Here is a 16,813-nt window from a genome sequence, read left to right on the forward strand (position 1 = left end):
TATATTAAGCTTAGCCCATGGGAGAACGGGGAACATAAATCTGAAAGATAAGAAGGTGAAGGATGATGTTTGGGAAGAAAGAAGAAAAATACCTGATTATTACAATGGCTATCATTGCCGTGATCTTATTTTTAAATATTTTGAGAAAATACGTATTTTAGACTTTTCCCTTATAATCCATAGTTAAAACTCATATTTGTAATGATTCCTTCATACTTTAGATTGTAATGTTCATCTAAGGTTGGAGGGGACAGCTTTGATTAAAAGATTTGATCGTTTGGCGATAGAGCTTCCACGGCCTAAAAGTGCTGATCCTAAAGCGGCAAAGGTTGTCCAGGAATTATTGGGTGGAAAATTTGGTGAAATGTCTACACTTAATAACTATATGTTCCAATCTTTCAATTTTCGTAACAAAAAGAAACTTAGACCATTCTATGACTTGGTGGCAAGCATTACAGCCGAGGAATTCGGCCACGTAGAACTTGTAACTAATACGATTAATTTGTGCCTCGAGGGTACTACAAATCCAGGAGACCCGGACACTACACCTTTGCGCGAAGGGTTAAAAGGGAATCCGTATCATTTCATTGTGAATGCACAAACAGGTTTGCCGGGGGATTCGACTGGAAACCCATGGACTGGTAATAATGTATTTAACAGTGGTAATCTTGTACTTGATTTGTTGCATAATTTCTTCTTAGAGTGTGGGGCTAGGACTCATAAAATGAGAGTATATGAAATGACTGATAATCCAGTTGCTAGAGAAATGATTGGCTACCTACTCGTCCGTGGAGGTGTTCACATCCTAGCATATGCAAAGGCACTTCAAATCGCTACAGGGGTTGATGTAACGAAAATGTTGCCGATTCCAGACATCAGCAATAATAAATTCGAGCATGCCAGAAAATTCGAAGAGCAGGGCTTACACACCAGGCTTTATACATTCAGCGATACTGACTATAAAGAGGTCACAAAAATTTGGAAAGGAACTCATCCAGAAGATGGAATGCCACTCCAGGTTTTCGAAGGTGCACCAAAAGGAGCGCCAATGATTGACCTTCCAGACCTTCCAGAAGAATTCGCACCTGGAATATCTGAAGAGGATTTCCAGCAAATTTTAAAACGATTGCTTCAAGAAGGGAATATTACACCTTAATCATTTTATGGTACTCGTTGGTTTTGTTAAGCGACCTTCTGGGTACCTTTTATTTTTTGATTAAGCATTAATGTAGGATACAAGATTGACGAATGTTAAAATAAAGTAAAAATAAGGAGGTCGTAAATATGAGCCATGTGAATACAGAAACAATTACATTACATAATGGTGTTAAAATGCCAAAGCTTGGTTTTGGCGTATATTTAGTAGAAGAAGGCGCAACAACAGTTAATTCTGTAAAAAAAGCATTGGAAGTGGGATATCGATCAATCGATACTGCTGCCATTTACAAAAATGAAAAAGGTGTGGGACAAGCTATCCGTGAATCTGGTATTCCAAGGGAAGAATTGTTCATCACAACAAAAGTATGGAACAGCGACCAAGGATACGAAACAACTTTACAAGCTTTCGAGGACAGTCTTGAGCGCCTTGGTCTTGAGTACCTTGATTTATATTTGATCCATTGGCCAGTAAAAGGCAAGTACGTGGAGACTTGGAAGGCTATGGAAAAGTTATATGAAGATGGTAAGGTTCGTGCCATTGGAGTGAGTAATTTCCATGTTCACCATCTAGAGGATATCATGAAGCATGGGAAACATAAGCCTGTCATCAATCAAATAGAGCTACATCCAAGATTAATTCAAACGGAGATCCGTGAATTCTGTACAAAGAATGAAATCGTAATTGAAGCATGGTCTCCAATCGGTCAAGGCAAATTAGTGGACGAGCCTACAATCAATCATATTGCCAGCAAGCACGACAAGTCACCAGCCCAAGTGATTCTTAGATGGCATCTTCAACACGGAAATGTGATTATTCCAAAATCAATCACACCTTCGCGTATTGAAGAAAATACTCAAATTTTCGATTTTGAATTAAGTTTAGAAGAAATGACTCAAATCGATGCACTTAATATGGATGCACGCTTCGGGCCAGATCCTGATAATTTTAATTTTTAATAAGATTGGATTTTCTTTTGAAAGTGAAGAACATTTTTTACCACAGTCTTAAGGCTGTGGTATTTTTTTGCGTATTACCCAAATCTCTTTCTTCTTATTCAATTGATACTAAATTTTTTTTCTGTTTTTTTTAGGTTTCAAGAATTAATATTGCGGGAAAGTAAAACACTAACAACACAAGCAATAATATTATGCTTTAAGCATCAACTTAAAAAGGAGGAATAAACATGTTAGGATTTTTATGGGCATTAATCGTAGGAGGTATTATCGGTTGGTTAGCAGGCATGATCATCGGACGAGATGTACCATTCGGGATAATTGGTAATATCATTGCAGGTTTTATCGGTGCTTGGTTAGGCTCCTTGTTATTTGGAAATTGGGGACCTGATGTAGGTGGATTTGCTATAATCCCTGCTTTAATCGGTGCGATAATCTTCGTCTTCCTACTAAGCATGATCTTCAGAGGCATGAGAAAGACAACACATTAAAAGATTGAAAACGATCCTCCTATTGTGAGGATCGTTTTTTGTTATTGTTTCTAATTATTACCTATTCCATTTCAGGAAAAATCGGTGGTTGATCGCAGAATGGAGCATATACTTTTATATGCTCTTCTGTAATTGGGTGAACGAAATCAAGCGAATAGGCATGAAGGGCTTGGCGTTCAAAAATTGGTTCTCCACCGTAGAGAGTATCTCCTGCCAGAGGATGGCCAATAGAAGCTAAATGAACCCGGATTTGGTGGGTCCGGCCTGTATCAAGTTGGCACGAGATTAAAGTCATTTTTTTATCTGGCAAGTATGTAAGCTTCTGAAAATGAGTAATAGCAGATTGACCAGTTGGTGATACACGGCGTCTGGTTGCGTGGTGTCGATCTCGTCCAATTGGTTGATCAATAGTTCCCTTTTTTTGTTTTAAATGACCTTGAACTAAAGCCAAGTATGTTCTTTTAACTTTTCTTTCTTCTAGTAATTTATCCAATAAGCTCCCAACGAAAGCGTGCTTAGCAAATAGTATCGCACCTGTAGTATCCTTATCCAAACGGTGAATGTGACGGACTTTCCTTAACTCCGCATTTGATAAACAATAAAATGAAACGAAATTAATTAATGAATTGATTTGTTCATGTGATGAAGGGTGTGTATCAACTCCAGCTGGTTTATTTAAGACAATCACATGGTCATCTTCGTAAAGGACGTCAATTTCATGAAAGGTTGGTTCTATTTCGGGTTCTTCTTCTATAAAGAATGGTAAGAGAATACGATCCCCTGCATTTAATGTAGCCAACCAATTAGGTACTTTCCCATTTACAAAAATTGATTTGTTCATTCTCCATTCGTGAACCAATTTTTTAGGGGCTTTCCAGTATTCTTTTAGTAAGCTATCTAGGGTATATTGTTCCCATTTTTTAGGGACGGCTAATTCCGCAAAATCGCCTTTTCTTTCATAGTTAATCAGTGGGTCCACTTCCTTTATTTGAAAATGTGCTTAATAAAATGTGTAGTTATGCTCGGATGAGGTGTATCAAATTTAAGGTGATAAGGAATATTGACACTACATTATGGTTATTTAACAATCTTTTTCCTTAAATAAATTACTTATGTACTGAGTTATTGTAAACAGATATACAATTGTAAGGACTAAAGTTTTATAAATTAATGACAGTGGGTATAATTACCACCCTACTTTTATAGTATTTATGTTATTCTAAAAAAGGAAAACAGAGTATTTAAAAACTTCATCGGTAATTGCAGCGATTAAAGCAATAAAGACGAACGGAATAAAAACACACAATCTTTAGTTTCTTTTTTTGCAAGCGTATGCAAATCGATAGGTTCAATTTATAAAATGGCTTTTGGTCCAGTTAAAGGTGGGGTTTTTGTGAAGATTGTTTATTCTTCTACTCACGAGCAGGAAGAAGAGATTACAGCTCTTTTATCCTATGTTCACGCTAACATTCTTCCAAGATATTTAAGTGATAAGGAAATACAATGTTATAAAAAAATGGGCATGCTTCAGCACCCAAATCAAGGTCCTTATTACTATGGCACATTAAAGGAAGCTTATCAAATCATGACATGCTTGCAAACCATCATCTCTATCATCGAGAGAAAAGAGGTAGGAACAAACATAGATGATGAAGCATTAGAAGAGTTATATGTACGAAACACGAAACAATTGGAAATTTTCGGCGTCTACATTCCAATTTTATATTCCCAGTATTCATCCCTACATACAACAGAAAAGGGTAAGGAAGAAGCTTTCTATCTTTTTTCGGAGCCAGCTAATTCCATGTTGATTTAAGAGACAAACATGCACCTTCAGGAGGTGTTTTGTTTGTCTTTTTTTTTGCTGCCTTGAAGATAACTTCAAACATTTTGGGTAAGCACCATATAATTGATCAAACCAATGAGTGTGTTTTTTTGATTAGAATTGTCGAAAAATCGATATTGGGGATTTTCGATTGTATTTTGGCATTATCGATTTTTATTTTTCCCGTTTTGAATGTATTTTTCCAGTTTCGATAAAAGAAATGGGGGTCTCTTCTAAAAAGCAATTAAACATCATACAGGATATAGGGTTTTAAGGAGGAAATGAAGATGAAAATCCAAATTAAGGCATCACATGGACTTTCATGTGCCATGGTACGAATTTTTATTAGTATGGATATCACTTTTAAACTTGCTGTCCGAACTTTGGTAATAGATCAAGTCGATTTGATAAAAAGAGGGCAACTAATAATTTATCAATACCTAAATTTAAAAGAAGTTAGATAAATTAAAGGGCATAACATATTATATATGACTAATATGTTATGTCCTTTCTTCTTCAACTAACGCACCCGATTGTTTAAGTATATTCCTTCACAAAGATACCCTTCATCTTTGTTTTGCAATCTTTTACTTTAATAACAAACCCCTTTTTCTTAGATAATGCGCTTTTAAAAAATGGAAACAAAAAAAGTCGTCAAATGACGACTTCTTAAAAACTTATTCGCTCATATACTCAGCACTTACAGCGATACCAGCTAATCCTGTCCAAACTGTTTCCGTTACAACAGATATAAGGAATTTTGCGTTTAGAAGACTAGGTAATTTTTTCATAGACATCTCTCCCGTCAATATTTTTATGCTGATAATTCTTAATACAATTGCTAACAGGAGTAAGATTATTGCTACTGGTATAGATGGGGCTGCAGTTACACTCGTAAGTGCTCAATATACGAACTATTTAACTATAATTATTATAGCGCAAATATTCAGAAAAGTCAATGTTGGTCAAATATCACTTTGCAAAAATGTATTTATGTAAAAACCATTTTTGGGGATAGGACTATATAAATTTATTATGCCTTCTTCAACTAAACTGCCCCTTTAGTCAAACAAACAAAAAGACCGCCGCAGCGATCACCCTCATTAACTCTTGCCCCCGTTAGTTTAACAAGAAACAATCTGTTTTATTTTAAAAAACTTTAAAACGTTATATTAAATAATCTTTTCAATTCAAATAGTAAACCTAGATGCTTCTCTTTTGAAGAGCAATTAATTTTTTGTTGTTCTCCGTTTGGTTCTTGGAAAATAATCCTTCCATCCCCAAGAAAGAACATTATGTAGACTTTATTATCCATTGTCTCTTTATCTGACAAAACAAAAAAGTAATTACCCTCAATAGTTTGTTCCTTATTCATCTCGGATAATTCTTTTTTTGTTGCCTCGACAAATTCCATTTGGTCCACTTTTTCTATAAACTCTTTAACCTTTTCCTTATCCTTAATTATCTTTGAGGTTAAATCAGAGTTTTCCCCTTCTTTATTAACCCCTTGTATTAGTAATATTGAATACTCACATTTATTGGGTATTTCTAAATTCATTTAGAATCACCTCTCTTTAACTATTTGTTAAAACACTTTATCTTTTCGTCTAATTATATTCCATATTTTAGGGTTTAAGAAAGTAATTCTTATTAAACTAACCTGCCCCTTTAGTTGAACAAGAAGGGGAGAACGGTGTTCTCCATCATAACTTTTTGTAAACCTCTGCATAAGCTACTTTTAATTGTTCTCTTAATTGCTTGTTTTCCTCTTCCAACTTTTTATTTTTTCTTTTTAGGGATGCAATGAGGGCATCCTTATTACTTTCATTCATTTCTCGTTTTATTTGTTTCGGTGTAGGCACTTGTGACTGTTGATTTCGTAAAGTTTCAATTCTCGAACGAAATTCCTTGTTGTTATAGAGCGTTGCTTTGGATAAATCAGCTTCACTGGATACACTATTAAAATTTATTTTCTCATTGGCTTTTATGAGCCTTTTAATGGCTTCATCTACTTTCTGATAGGTATTTGCCTTTCGTTTAGCATGAATCGCCTTCAAATGTGCAGAACGGTCATATTCAGCCATTTTTAACACCTAACTTTCTTTTCATCCGATCTTGTCTACCAAAGATAACATTCCCTTCTTGGAGGGTATTTAAAATGTTTTGATAACGTTCTAAATTCTTTTGGTTTTTCTCCGCAATTTCTTCTCGACCTCTTTGTTTTGCTATTTCAATTGCTTTTGTAGTTGTTTTAATGTGAAGTTCATATTTCTGTTTATCTAATTTTGAAAAACCAACCGCTAAATCCTTACATGGTGTTTGATTGTCCCCACAAGTCAAACAAGGAGGAGCTTCCATATGAGGGCAGTTTCCGTTCAAACGAGCGTGACACGTTCCGTAAGGGTTGTCCATCGCATTTAGCTTGTGATCCTGCCATAAGGCATCTAAGATGTCTGTTGGTATATCTTCTCCTACTTTAATTTCTTGAACCTCACCGTTTAAGTCAAAGCTAAATACACCTTGCTTTATAACCGATTCAAACGCTTTTCTTTTAGTGTTATCTAATAATTTGGCATATCTTAATGTCATTTCGGGGGATCTGTGAGCCAATAACTCTTGTACTGTCAGAATATCTGCACCCCCATTTAACATTTTTACTCCGTATGTATGTCGAAATTGATGGGTTTTGAAGTGAAAAAGATTGCCCTTTTCGTCAGTGATGTTTTTTTGCTTTGCTAATATATTGAGTTGTTGACTAACAATAAATTGTCTAAACGGTTTTCCTTTCCGATGACCACGATAACGAACGAAAATATACCCTTCGGGATTGTTGTCTTGATTGCTAAGTTCTTTTGACTTCTCGATAAAAACCGCAAGAATATCTGCTAATTCATCATCAATTGGGATTCGATGCCCTTTTACATATGTTTTTTCAACATCCGTTTCAATGGAATATTGACCATTAAGTTTTACCAGGCAATCAGAGGTTAATCCTAATACATCTGATATTCTAAGACCTGTCTTAAACGCAATCCAAACAATAGGGATCACATCTCTATGCAAGTAATCAATGTGAGTGAAGAGTTGCTCTAATACATAGTCTGGAATATAGTCTATTTGATCAATAGATTTTTTTCGTGGCATTGGTTTATCTTCGGGAAAAATCAATAGTCCTAAATGGGTTTCTGGAGCCATGTCATACTCATACCGTTGAATGTCTTCAAGAAACTTTTGTAAGATTGACAATACCTTACTTACATAATGTTCAGGATGCGAGTTCCGTTTTATATTATTTTTAGCGTATTCATGTAAATGTTCAATAAATTGTTCAATATGAGTCCGTTTTAAAGATTTTATATCCTTCCATGTTGGTTCTAAAGAAAATACAAACGTAAAAAACATTTCTAAGGTGTATGTAAGATAATTTCTTGCCGTACCCCAAGAGAATTTATTTTTACTCAATAACCGTTGTTTAAAGTATTTTTTTACTTGTTCACGAACTTTTTCATCAATCTTTGTAAAATCAAGGTAATAGTGAGTTCTACTTTTGTTGTAATCAATACCGTATTTATCATGTAAAATACGAACATCCCATTTGTCTTTTTCCCATTCTTCTCGTTTATCAGTGTATTGGAAGAAGATATTATAAACATTTCTTAAAAATCTTGCGACAAAGGTTTTAGCATAACTTTCATATTCAAACTTATCTTTTTGGAGATAATGTGATTTGATACCTTTGTTATTTAGCCAAAACAAATACTCTCGTTCTGCTTTATCTATATCTAAATCCAACAAAGATGAGAGTTTAGGATAATTTTCGTTTATAAAATCCGCCATTTTTTTTAATGGACTACCGTAGGTAAAGATACTTCTGACTGACCATAGATCATTAAATAAGTGCTGATAATAAACATATTTCAATTCTAAATTGATTGAAGGGTTATTGAATCGAAAATGAAGATAATTATTTGAATATTTATAGTTCGCTACCACTTCTTTGAATTGCTTGATTTCACCTATAACGTTGATACTCCATTTGTCATTGACTAAGAAATAGGGATTGTTTATTTGTTTAATTGTAATAGAACCATCTTCATGTACAGTTTTTTCGAGATACGTTGAAAGTTCTCTTTGTAAGCCTTCGTGAAAGCCTATTTCTTCTACCTGAACATTCTTAACTTGCTTCATCCAGTAACTCCTTTCAGTTATTTTTCTTTAGGTTAAATTCAGATTGTGCTTTATTCCAATCTTCTCGAATATCTTCATCCGAAGGATGTAGGTACAGGTTCATTGTTGTTTGAATTTGAGAGTGTCCCAATCGTTCTTGAACTTGTTTAATATCCTTTGTTTTCTGATAGTAGATTGTTGCGTGTGTATGACGAAATAGATGAGGGTGTAGGTTTATCCCTGTATTCTTTTTCAAACGCTTAAAAAGGGATTCAACGTTCCAATATTCCATTGGTTTCCCCACATCTTTTCCTCGTAGTTTCACAAAAACAAAATTTGAATCCAATTCTAATTCATCAAGCACTTCATACAAGTAATCATCATATAAATCCATTAAGGACTGCGATACATAAATTTCTCGTTCACCAGTCTTTAACATAGCACCGTTTTCTAATTCCCCACGATCTATCAAACGAATTCGGTGTCCATTTGCATGATCAAAAACAAAATCCTCCATGAAAAGAGCGAGAGCTTCTCCAATTCGTAACCCCGTTTCAAATAACAATTGAATTAAGAACCTGTCTCGAATATTAGTGGTTGATTGTAATACTTGTTGTACTTGTTCTTTGGTAAGTGTATCTACTTTTTTTCGTGGCTCTTTTATTTTCAGTATGTTTCTGATTGATGGCTTGTCCTTATTTACATGATGTAAGAAACTTTTGTAACGTGAGTTACCCCATGTAAACACTTGCTTCATCAACTTATCCATCATGTCATTTTGAACCTCTTCATTACGGTAAAGGTAGTCATAAAAGTTTGCGATAACTGTTATTGTAAGATTAATTGTTTTTTCTGTTCGCTTTGCTTTCTTTTGTTTAATGGAAATGACTTTTGAACTCACATAAGGGCTTCTTAACCATCCCACAAAATCCACCAAATCTTCTAACCTAATATGCTTATAATTTTTGCCTATTTCAACTAAGTAGGTAAAAAAATGTTTTAAGGAATAACAGTATGTTTTTTGAGTATTTGGGCTTTTCCCTGTCTTATCTAAATACTTTATATACCTCATGACTGGCATTACAGGGAACCCCTCTTGATCCAGTAATATGTACCTCTTGTTGTTTTTCTCTAAGATAACCTCTTGAATCTTAATAACACTTCACCCCTTAAAAATATAGTGACGGTCGGTCTAAAGACCTCACTACGCCTCCCACTGTGGGGCTACGTCGCCCATCCCCTTAGATACGAACGTGAGTTCTAATTCATTATTTACATATTAGACTATATTTTCAATATCTAATTAATAAATCTAATATGTATGAAAAAAGAGGATATATGCTCATATATTGAACATAATATCCTCTTATTAGTTTAGTCTATTTAATCTATGAGTTACCCTACTTTGATATTATTTCGAATTGTTTTCTAGGAAGCTTTGGAACTCTTCTTTAGGTTGATTTCCTACAATTCGAGCCACTTCTTTACCATCTTTGAATTGAATAAGAGTTGGAGTGGATTCAATGCCGTAGTCATCCCATCCTTGTTCAAATTCAAGAACATTATATTGGACAATATCAACTCCAAGCTCGTCTGCCAATGGCATTAAGACAGGAGTTGCCGCCTTACAATGAGGACATGTTGAACTAAAGAAATAGACTGTCAAATCTTCTTTATTGTTCAGTTTTTCTTCTAGCTCATCAGGTAGAATCAAGTTTTGGTAATTTGGGTCTTCAAGAAGGTCAACAGTGGCTGGATTAAGAGTATCCTTACCATATGGATTGTCTTCAGATTTTTCCGAATTCTGCATCTTAGTAACATAAGCAATCCCAGCAAATAGGACGATGATAACTGCTAAAAATATGATGACTTTTTTCAAGGTTATTTCCCCTTTCGGTTTTTCCAAATAAGTAGGCTGCAAATAAAGATAATGATGAATGCAGTTAAAGCAAGGAACGGAATGGTGATGAATCCTAGCCAGTTAATGTATTGTCCTGTACAAGGGACTCGTCCACAAGCAGGTGCAGCCTCGGCAAAGAAAGATAATTTTTGCAATGAATAATGGTAAGTTGAGATGATGATTCCAATTCCAGAGAGAATCATGGTGTAGAAAGCGATAGCAAAGTCCTTCTTTACGGTTGCAATACCTAGAATAATTGCAAAAGGATACATGAGAATGCGTTGATACCAACATAGGACACAAGGCTCATACTGACGGATTTCTGAAAAGTACAGACTTCCGAACATGGCGATAATGGATGCTCCCCATGCGATGAATAATAGGTTTTCATCTCGTTTTTGTCGTTCGTTCAAATTAATCCCACCTAATTGTTATTACTAAAAAATTATAGTATTTTAACAAAGTGAAGTAAAATAATTGCAACTGAAAAATATATAAGGATGTGTCTAAATTGCGAACACAATGGTGGAAGGAAGCTGTCGTCTATCAAATATATCCACGTAGCTTCATGGATTCCAATGGAGATGGAATTGGTGATATCAAAGGAATCACAGCTAAACTGGATTACTTAAAAGAATTAGGAATTGATGTAGTGTGGCTTTCACCTGTTTATCAATCTCCAAATGATGATAATGGATATGATATTAGTGATTACCGAAATATCATGGATGAATTCGGCACCATGGATGATTGGGAAGAAATGCTTGCTGGTATGCATGAGAGAGGCATCAAGTTAATGATGGATCTAGTCGTGAACCATACTTCTGATGAGCATGCTTGGTTTTTTGAATCAAGAAAATCTAAGGACAATCCTTTCCGAGATTATTATATCTGGAGACCCGGCAATGAGGGGGAAGAACCGAATAATTGGGAATCAGTATTCAGTGGATCTGCCTGGAAATATGATGAATTAACTGATGAATACTTCTTACACCTTTTTTCAAAAAAACAACCAGATCTAAACTGGGAAAGTCCGGTCTTACGAACAGAAATTTACGAAATGATGAAATTCTGGTTGGACAAAGGAATTGACGGTTTCCGAATGGACGTCATCAATTTCATTTCAAAAGTGGAGGGACTTCCTTCAGTACCTGCGCAACCAGGAAAAAAATATGCTTCCGGTCACGAATACTTCATGAATGGACCTAAAATTCATGATTATTTACAAGAAATGAACCGTGAAGTTCTTTCCAAATATGACATCATGACAGTAGGGGAAATGCCTGGGGTCACTCCTGAAGAAGGTATTTTATATACAGGTGATGATCGTCAAGAATTGAATATGGTGTTCCAATTCGAGCACATGGACATTGATGGTGGACCAGGTGGGAAGTGGGATCTAATCCCTTTCGATTTATTGAAGTTAAAGAATATCCTAACAAAATGGCAGGTCGATCTGCACGGTAAAGGTTGGAACAGCTTATATTGGAATAATCACGACCAGCCACGAGTCGTTTCTCGCTTTGGAAATGACAAAAATTATCGAGAACTTTCAGCGAAAATGTTAGCTACATGTCTTCATATGATGGAGGGAACTCCTTATATTTATCAAGGGGAAGAATTGGGGATGACTAATGTGAAGTTCCCTTCTATCGAGGAATACAAAGATATTGAAACATTAAATATGTTTAAAGAAAGAACGGAACAATTCGGTGATAGTCCTGAAAAGTTAATGAAATCCATCTATGCAAAAGGAAGGGACAATGCTAGGACCCCAATGCAATGGAATTCATCAGCTCATGGTGGATTTACAACAGGCACACCTTGGCTCGCTGTAAACCCCAACTATACAGAAATTAATGCTGTAGCTGCAGTAGCAGACGGCAATTCTGTATTCCATTATTACAAACGTCTTATTCAATTAAGAAAAGAAAATAAAATCATGGTTTATGGTAAATATGAGATTTTGTTAGAAGAGCATCCGTCCATTTATGCTTATCTTCGACGTCACCAAGATGAGTTATGGCTAATAGCGACAAACTTCTCGAGTTCTAACCAGGAATTTGATGCGAAATTGGATGAATCATGGAATGATCATTCTCTTATCATTTCCAATTACGATTCAATCGATGAGAAAGAGAGTCCAGTCTCGTTTACATTACGACCATGGGAAGCACGCGTGTATAAGTTAAAATAATAATAATGATGATGAAAAGGCTGTTTTGGGTCTAAGTACTTTTTTCACTTTTATGTGAGATAAGTTAAGTTTCCCAGGACCAGCCTTTTTTCTATTGGCAAAGGTAGAGAAGATGGAGCACATAGCCGTTCCTCATTGAGATGTATTCTTTTATCAAAATGGTTCATTATGGAACCTTTTCTTCATATTTATCAAAATATCAAACCATCTTCAATTCAAAAATAAACATTGTGATGGTTACTAAGGAATTGTAAATACTACATAGTGTGAATACTTTGATAGGTTTTAAAAGTTTTCTTCAGGTTAAATACCTAATGAAAAGGAGTGAAAGCTTGTGTCAAACCTAGATTTACATAAATTTGAAAAAAAGATGATGATTCGGAATATAAAGCATGAAGATATAGATGACATTATCGCTTTACAGGCTGTCTGTTTCCCAGGTATGGACCCATGGAAGCGAAGTCAGTTAGAAAGTCATTTGGAAATCTTCCCTGAAGGTCAGTTTTGTGCAGAGTATGATGGGGATATTATTGGTTCTTGTTCTAGCTTGATTATCAATTTTGACGAATACGATGATCGCCATACCTGGGATGATGTAACAGATGGTGGGTATATTACAAATCATGATCCTGATGGATATAATCTTTATGGAATTGAAGTCATGGTTCACCCAGGGTATCGCAGGATGAAAATCGGTCAACGACTTTACGAGGCCCGAAAAGAGCTTGCTAGGCAACTGAATTTGAAGAGTATCATCATTGGGGGGCGCATCCCTAATTACCATAAGTATGCGGAAGAATTGTCACCACGAGAATATGTAAAGGAAGTATCACTACATAAAATTTATGATCCTGTGCTCAGCTTCCAATTGCTAAATGGATTTACACTAATGCGAATTAATCCAAACTATTTACCAGATGATAAACAATCCAATAAATATGCTACCTTGATGGAATGGAACAATGTTGACTATCATCCTAAAACGAACCGACATTACAGGACTGCACAACCTGTTAGGATATGTGTGGTCCAATACTTGATGAGACAGATCTCCTCATTTGAGGATTTTGGAAACCAGGTCGAATACTTCACAGATGTTGCTTCCGATGCCAATGCAGACTTTGCGGTATTCCCAGAATTGTTCACTACACAGCTTATGTCATTTCTAAATGAACGATCCCCTAGTATGGCTGTTAGGAAGCTGACAGAATTTACTGAGCAATACATTGAATTATTCACTACTCTTGCTGTACGATATAATGTGAATATCATCGGGGGTTCACATTTTGTAAAAGAAGATGATGATAATATATACAATATCGCTTATTTATTCCGACGTGATGGTACGATAGAAAAGCAATATAAAGTTCACATTACCCCAAATGAGCAAAAGTGGTGGGGAATCAGTCCGGGAGATACTGTAAAGGTGTTTGACACGGATTGTGGGAAAATCGCTATTCAGATTTGCTATGATATCGAGTTCCCAGAATTGGCACGGATTGCGACAGACCGAGGTGCGAAAATCATCTTCACACCATTCTGTACGGAGGATCGCCAAGGATATCTTCGGGTGAGATATTGTGCACAGGCACGCGCAGTCGAGAATCAAATATATACCGTCATTTCTGGTACGGTGGGTAATCTTCCACAAACGGAAAATATGGATATCCAATATGCCCAATCAGGGATCTTTGCTCCTTCTGATTTTGAATTTGCTCGTGATGGAATTGTAGGGGAAACGAATCCGAATATAGAAATGGTCTTGATTGGGGACGTTGATTTAGAAATATTGCGACGCCAGCGCCAATCTGGTACAGTGAAACAGCTGAAGGACCGAAGACATGATATTTACAAAATTCAATATAGACCAGGTAAGAAATAATGATTTGACAGGCTGCCTAAATTTCAAGTAGCCTGTCATTCTTCTGTTTTTTATACATAAGATTCAAAGGGAAATAACCGTCTTGTATCGAATTACCTTAGGAACATGGAAGTTTGAATAGGAGTGAATGGAAATGAATTGGAAAGAAACGGCCCAAAGATGGGAAAATAATGAATTACTAGATAAAGAATTACGTCAGTTATTTGTGAACTTAAAAGATGATGAAAAAGCATTAGAAGAAGCATTTTATAAAAATCTTGAATTCGGAACAGGGGGCATGAGAGGAGAAATTGGTGTTGGGACAAATCGGATGAACATCTATACGATCCGTAAAGCATCTGCTGGATTAGCTCACTATATTTTATCGTTTGGAGAAGAAGCTGCTCTTAGAGGAGTAGTCATTGCATATGATTCACGTCACAAATCCCCGGAGTTTGCTCTAGAGGCAGCAAAAACACTAGCAAGCGAAGGAATAAGAGTTTATTTGTTTAACGATTTACGACCTACTCCGGAGCTCTCATTTGCAGTCCGCTATTTGAATGCATATGCAGGAATCGTGATTACGGCAAGCCATAATCCTCCAGAATATAATGGCTATAAAGTATATGGTCCAGATGGGGCACAATTACCACCAGGACCAGCTGATGAAGTCATTAAATATGTGAATAGCATCGAAGACGAGCTTTCTCTGGAGGTACAAGAGGAAGCGGAGTTAAGAGAAAAAGGCTTGATTGAAATTGGTGAACAAATTGATCAAGCTTATAATGAAAAGCTTTTAACGATATTGGAGAATCCTCAACTTGCAAATATGTCTGATATTAAAATAGTCTTCACTCCATTACATGGAACAGCTAATATTCCAGTTCGAAACGCACTAAAAAGTATGGGATATCAACATGTGACGGTAGTGGAAGAGCAGGAGCTGCCAGATCCGAATTTTTCGACAGTGACTTCACCGAATCCTGAAGAGCACGCAGCCTTTGAACTTGCCATTAAGAAGGGTGAGGAAATCGGAGCGGATATTTTAATTGCGACAGATCCAGATGCCGATCGACTAGGCGTTGCCGTGAAAAATCTCGAAGGCGAATATGTGGTGATGACAGGAAACCAGACAGGTGCTTTATTATTGGATTATTTAATATCATCCAAAAAGGAAAAAGGCATGCTTCCTGTAAATGGAGTCGTCCTTAAAACCATTGTGACATCAGAACTTGGTCGAGTGATTGCCAATCATAACAACCTCACTACAGTCGATGTGTTAACTGGATTTAAGTTTATAGCTGAAAAGATGAAGGAGTATGAACAAACAGGAGACAATACCTTCTTATTTGGCTATGAAGAAAGTTATGGCTATTTAATTGGTAACTTTGCTCGTGATAAAGATGCGGTCCAAGCAGCCATTCTTGCGGTTGAAGTGTGTGCTTATTTTAAGGAAAAGGGAATGACGATGTACGAAGGTCTATTAGAAGTGTTCCGTAAATACGGATTCTTCCTTGAAGGGTTACGTTCTTTAACATTAAAAGGAAAGGATGGGGCGGAGCAAATCCAGTCCATTCTTTCTGATTTCCGAAGCAAGAGACCATTACAATTAGCAGGACAAAAGGTAGTTAAAATTGAAGACTATTTAACAAGTACAGAATATGACTTAGTCACTTCAACAGACCAACCAATCCAGCTTCCAAAATCTAATGTCTTAAAATACACTCTTGAAGATGGTACATGGATATGCCTTCGTCCATCTGGTACAGAGCCTAAAATCAAATTTTACTTTGGTGTTCAAGGCAACACAATGGAAGAAGCAGAGCAAAAATTAAATACCTCCACTGAGGAATTCATGCAATTAATTCAAGAAATGTTGTAGAAAATGTTAAGAGGGTCCAAATATTTTTGGACCCTCTTTTCCGTTTAGTCCCGCAACGAGTGGTTAAGAATATTTTTTGGAGCAAGAACAAAATCTATAATTAACCATGCAGCGCAATGCCTGGAAACGTGGATTCTGCTGCATGGTCAAGATAGCGGAGTAAATCATATAGCCTGTTTTGAACCAACTCATAATCCTTTTCAAAACGGTAGGCGTGAAGGAAAAGCTCTATTTTCTTCGATAGAAATTGATCCTTGGTCCGAACCATTAGAATCAATAAGTTATCCCATTCAGAACGATGTGTATAATACAACGCTCTATCGTAATCGGTGTTGTTCATGTTATCTCCTCCTTACTAGGAGTTAAGAATAGTGTTAG

16 protein-coding genes are annotated in these 16,813 nt (G+C 36.0%); 8 read left to right on the top strand and 8 right to left on the bottom strand.

Annotated features, from left to right (window positions below; genetic code table 11):
• The first annotated feature begins 256 nt into the window (after nt 1-256).
• From G3O09_RS13525 to G3O09_RS13535, 3 genes are all read left to right on the top strand, one after another.
• Nucleotides 257-1,156, top strand: coding sequence for a manganese catalase family protein (locus G3O09_RS13525; protein WP_163102012.1), 900 nt, complete (start codon nt 257-259; stop codon nt 1,154-1,156).
• 128 nt (nt 1,157-1,284) lie between these two features.
• On the top strand, nt 1,285-2,115 hold the full coding sequence (locus G3O09_RS13530; RefSeq protein ID WP_163102013.1) for an aldo/keto reductase: 831 nt from the start codon (nt 1,285-1,287) through the stop codon (nt 2,113-2,115).
• Between the two features lie 227 nt (nt 2,116-2,342).
• Entirely contained in the window at nt 2,343-2,603 is a 261-nt protein-coding gene (locus tag G3O09_RS13535; RefSeq protein WP_163102014.1) for a GlsB/YeaQ/YmgE family stress response membrane protein, read from the top strand.
• A gap of 61 nt (nt 2,604-2,664) precedes the next feature.
• Here the strand turns inward: G3O09_RS13535 and G3O09_RS13540 are convergent, their stop codons facing one another.
• Complete coding sequence (locus G3O09_RS13540) at nt 2,665-3,582, bottom strand: RluA family pseudouridine synthase (RefSeq protein ID WP_338048411.1); 918 nt, start codon at nt 3,580-3,582, stop codon at nt 2,665-2,667.
• A 414-nt stretch (nt 3,583-3,996) separates the two neighbouring features.
• Here G3O09_RS13540 and G3O09_RS13545 point away from each other — a divergent pair, with 414 nt between their 5' ends.
• Together G3O09_RS13545 and G3O09_RS13550 are read left to right on the top strand one after the other, a co-directional pair.
• Complete coding sequence (locus G3O09_RS13545) at nt 3,997-4,419, top strand: DUF5365 family protein (protein ID WP_163102015.1); 423 nt, start codon at nt 3,997-3,999, stop codon at nt 4,417-4,419.
• Between the two features lie 296 nt (nt 4,420-4,715).
• Nucleotides 4,716-4,892, top strand: a complete 177-nt coding sequence (locus G3O09_RS13550) for a hypothetical protein (RefSeq protein WP_163102016.1) — start codon at nt 4,716-4,718, stop codon at nt 4,890-4,892.
• Nucleotides 4,893-5,587: 695 nt separating this feature from the next.
• On the opposite strand, the gene G3O09_RS13555 is transcribed toward G3O09_RS13550, so the two are convergent.
• The 6 genes from G3O09_RS13555 to G3O09_RS13580 form a co-directional block, all read right to left on the bottom strand.
• Nucleotides 5,588-5,986, bottom strand: a complete 399-nt coding sequence (locus tag G3O09_RS13555) for a hypothetical protein (RefSeq protein WP_163102017.1) — start codon at nt 5,984-5,986, stop codon at nt 5,588-5,590.
• A gap of 145 nt (nt 5,987-6,131) precedes the next feature.
• The gene (locus tag G3O09_RS13560) at nt 6,132-6,512 is read right to left on the bottom strand and encodes a DUF6262 family protein (protein WP_163102018.1); all 381 of its coding nucleotides are present in this window, start codon (nt 6,510-6,512) and stop codon (nt 6,132-6,134) included.
• Entirely contained in the window at nt 6,505-8,616 is a 2,112-nt protein-coding gene (locus tag G3O09_RS13565) for a tyrosine-type recombinase/integrase (protein WP_163102019.1), read from the bottom strand. The genes G3O09_RS13560 and G3O09_RS13565 overlap by 8 nt, the downstream gene beginning before the upstream one ends.
• Before the next feature lie 13 nt (nt 8,617-8,629).
• Nucleotides 8,630-9,751, bottom strand: a complete 1,122-nt coding sequence (locus G3O09_RS13570; RefSeq protein ID WP_163102063.1) for a tyrosine-type recombinase/integrase — start codon at nt 9,749-9,751, stop codon at nt 8,630-8,632.
• Nucleotides 9,752-10,006: 255 nt separating this feature from the next.
• A complete protein-coding gene (locus G3O09_RS13575; RefSeq protein WP_163102020.1) occupies nt 10,007-10,474 on the bottom strand; it encodes a thioredoxin family protein in 468 nt (155 codons plus the stop codon).
• Between the two features lie 2 nt (nt 10,475-10,476).
• Nucleotides 10,477-10,908 (bottom strand): disulfide oxidoreductase, encoded by a 432-nt coding sequence (locus tag G3O09_RS13580; RefSeq protein WP_163102021.1) that lies wholly within the window; start codon nt 10,906-10,908, stop codon nt 10,477-10,479.
• A gap of 98 nt (nt 10,909-11,006) precedes the next feature.
• Between G3O09_RS13580 and G3O09_RS13585 the strand changes: the two genes are divergently transcribed.
• The 3 genes from G3O09_RS13585 (at nt 11,007) to G3O09_RS13595 (ending at nt 16,435) form a co-directional block, all read left to right on the top strand.
• On the top strand, nt 11,007-12,692 hold the full coding sequence (locus tag G3O09_RS13585) for a glycoside hydrolase family 13 protein (protein WP_163102022.1): 1,686 nt from the start codon (nt 11,007-11,009) through the stop codon (nt 12,690-12,692).
• A 370-nt stretch (nt 12,693-13,062) separates the two neighbouring features.
• Nucleotides 13,063-14,574 (top strand): bifunctional GNAT family N-acetyltransferase/carbon-nitrogen hydrolase family protein, encoded by a 1,512-nt coding sequence (locus tag G3O09_RS13590; protein WP_163102064.1) that lies wholly within the window; start codon nt 13,063-13,065, stop codon nt 14,572-14,574.
• A 133-nt stretch (nt 14,575-14,707) separates the two neighbouring features.
• A complete protein-coding gene (locus G3O09_RS13595) occupies nt 14,708-16,435 on the top strand; it encodes a phospho-sugar mutase (protein WP_163102023.1) in 1,728 nt (575 codons plus the stop codon).
• A 100-nt stretch (nt 16,436-16,535) separates the two neighbouring features.
• Here the strand turns inward: G3O09_RS13595 and G3O09_RS13600 are convergent, their stop codons facing one another.
• Nucleotides 16,536-16,775, bottom strand: a complete 240-nt coding sequence (locus tag G3O09_RS13600) for a YhdB family protein (protein ID WP_163102024.1) — start codon at nt 16,773-16,775, stop codon at nt 16,536-16,538.
• Nucleotides 16,776-16,813 lie beyond the last annotated feature (38 nt).

The sequence above is a fragment of the Peribacillus alkalitolerans genome, assembly GCF_010882125.1.
Taxonomy (GTDB): Bacteria; Bacillota; Bacilli; order Bacillales; family DSM-1321; genus Bacillus_BN; species Bacillus_BN alkalitolerans.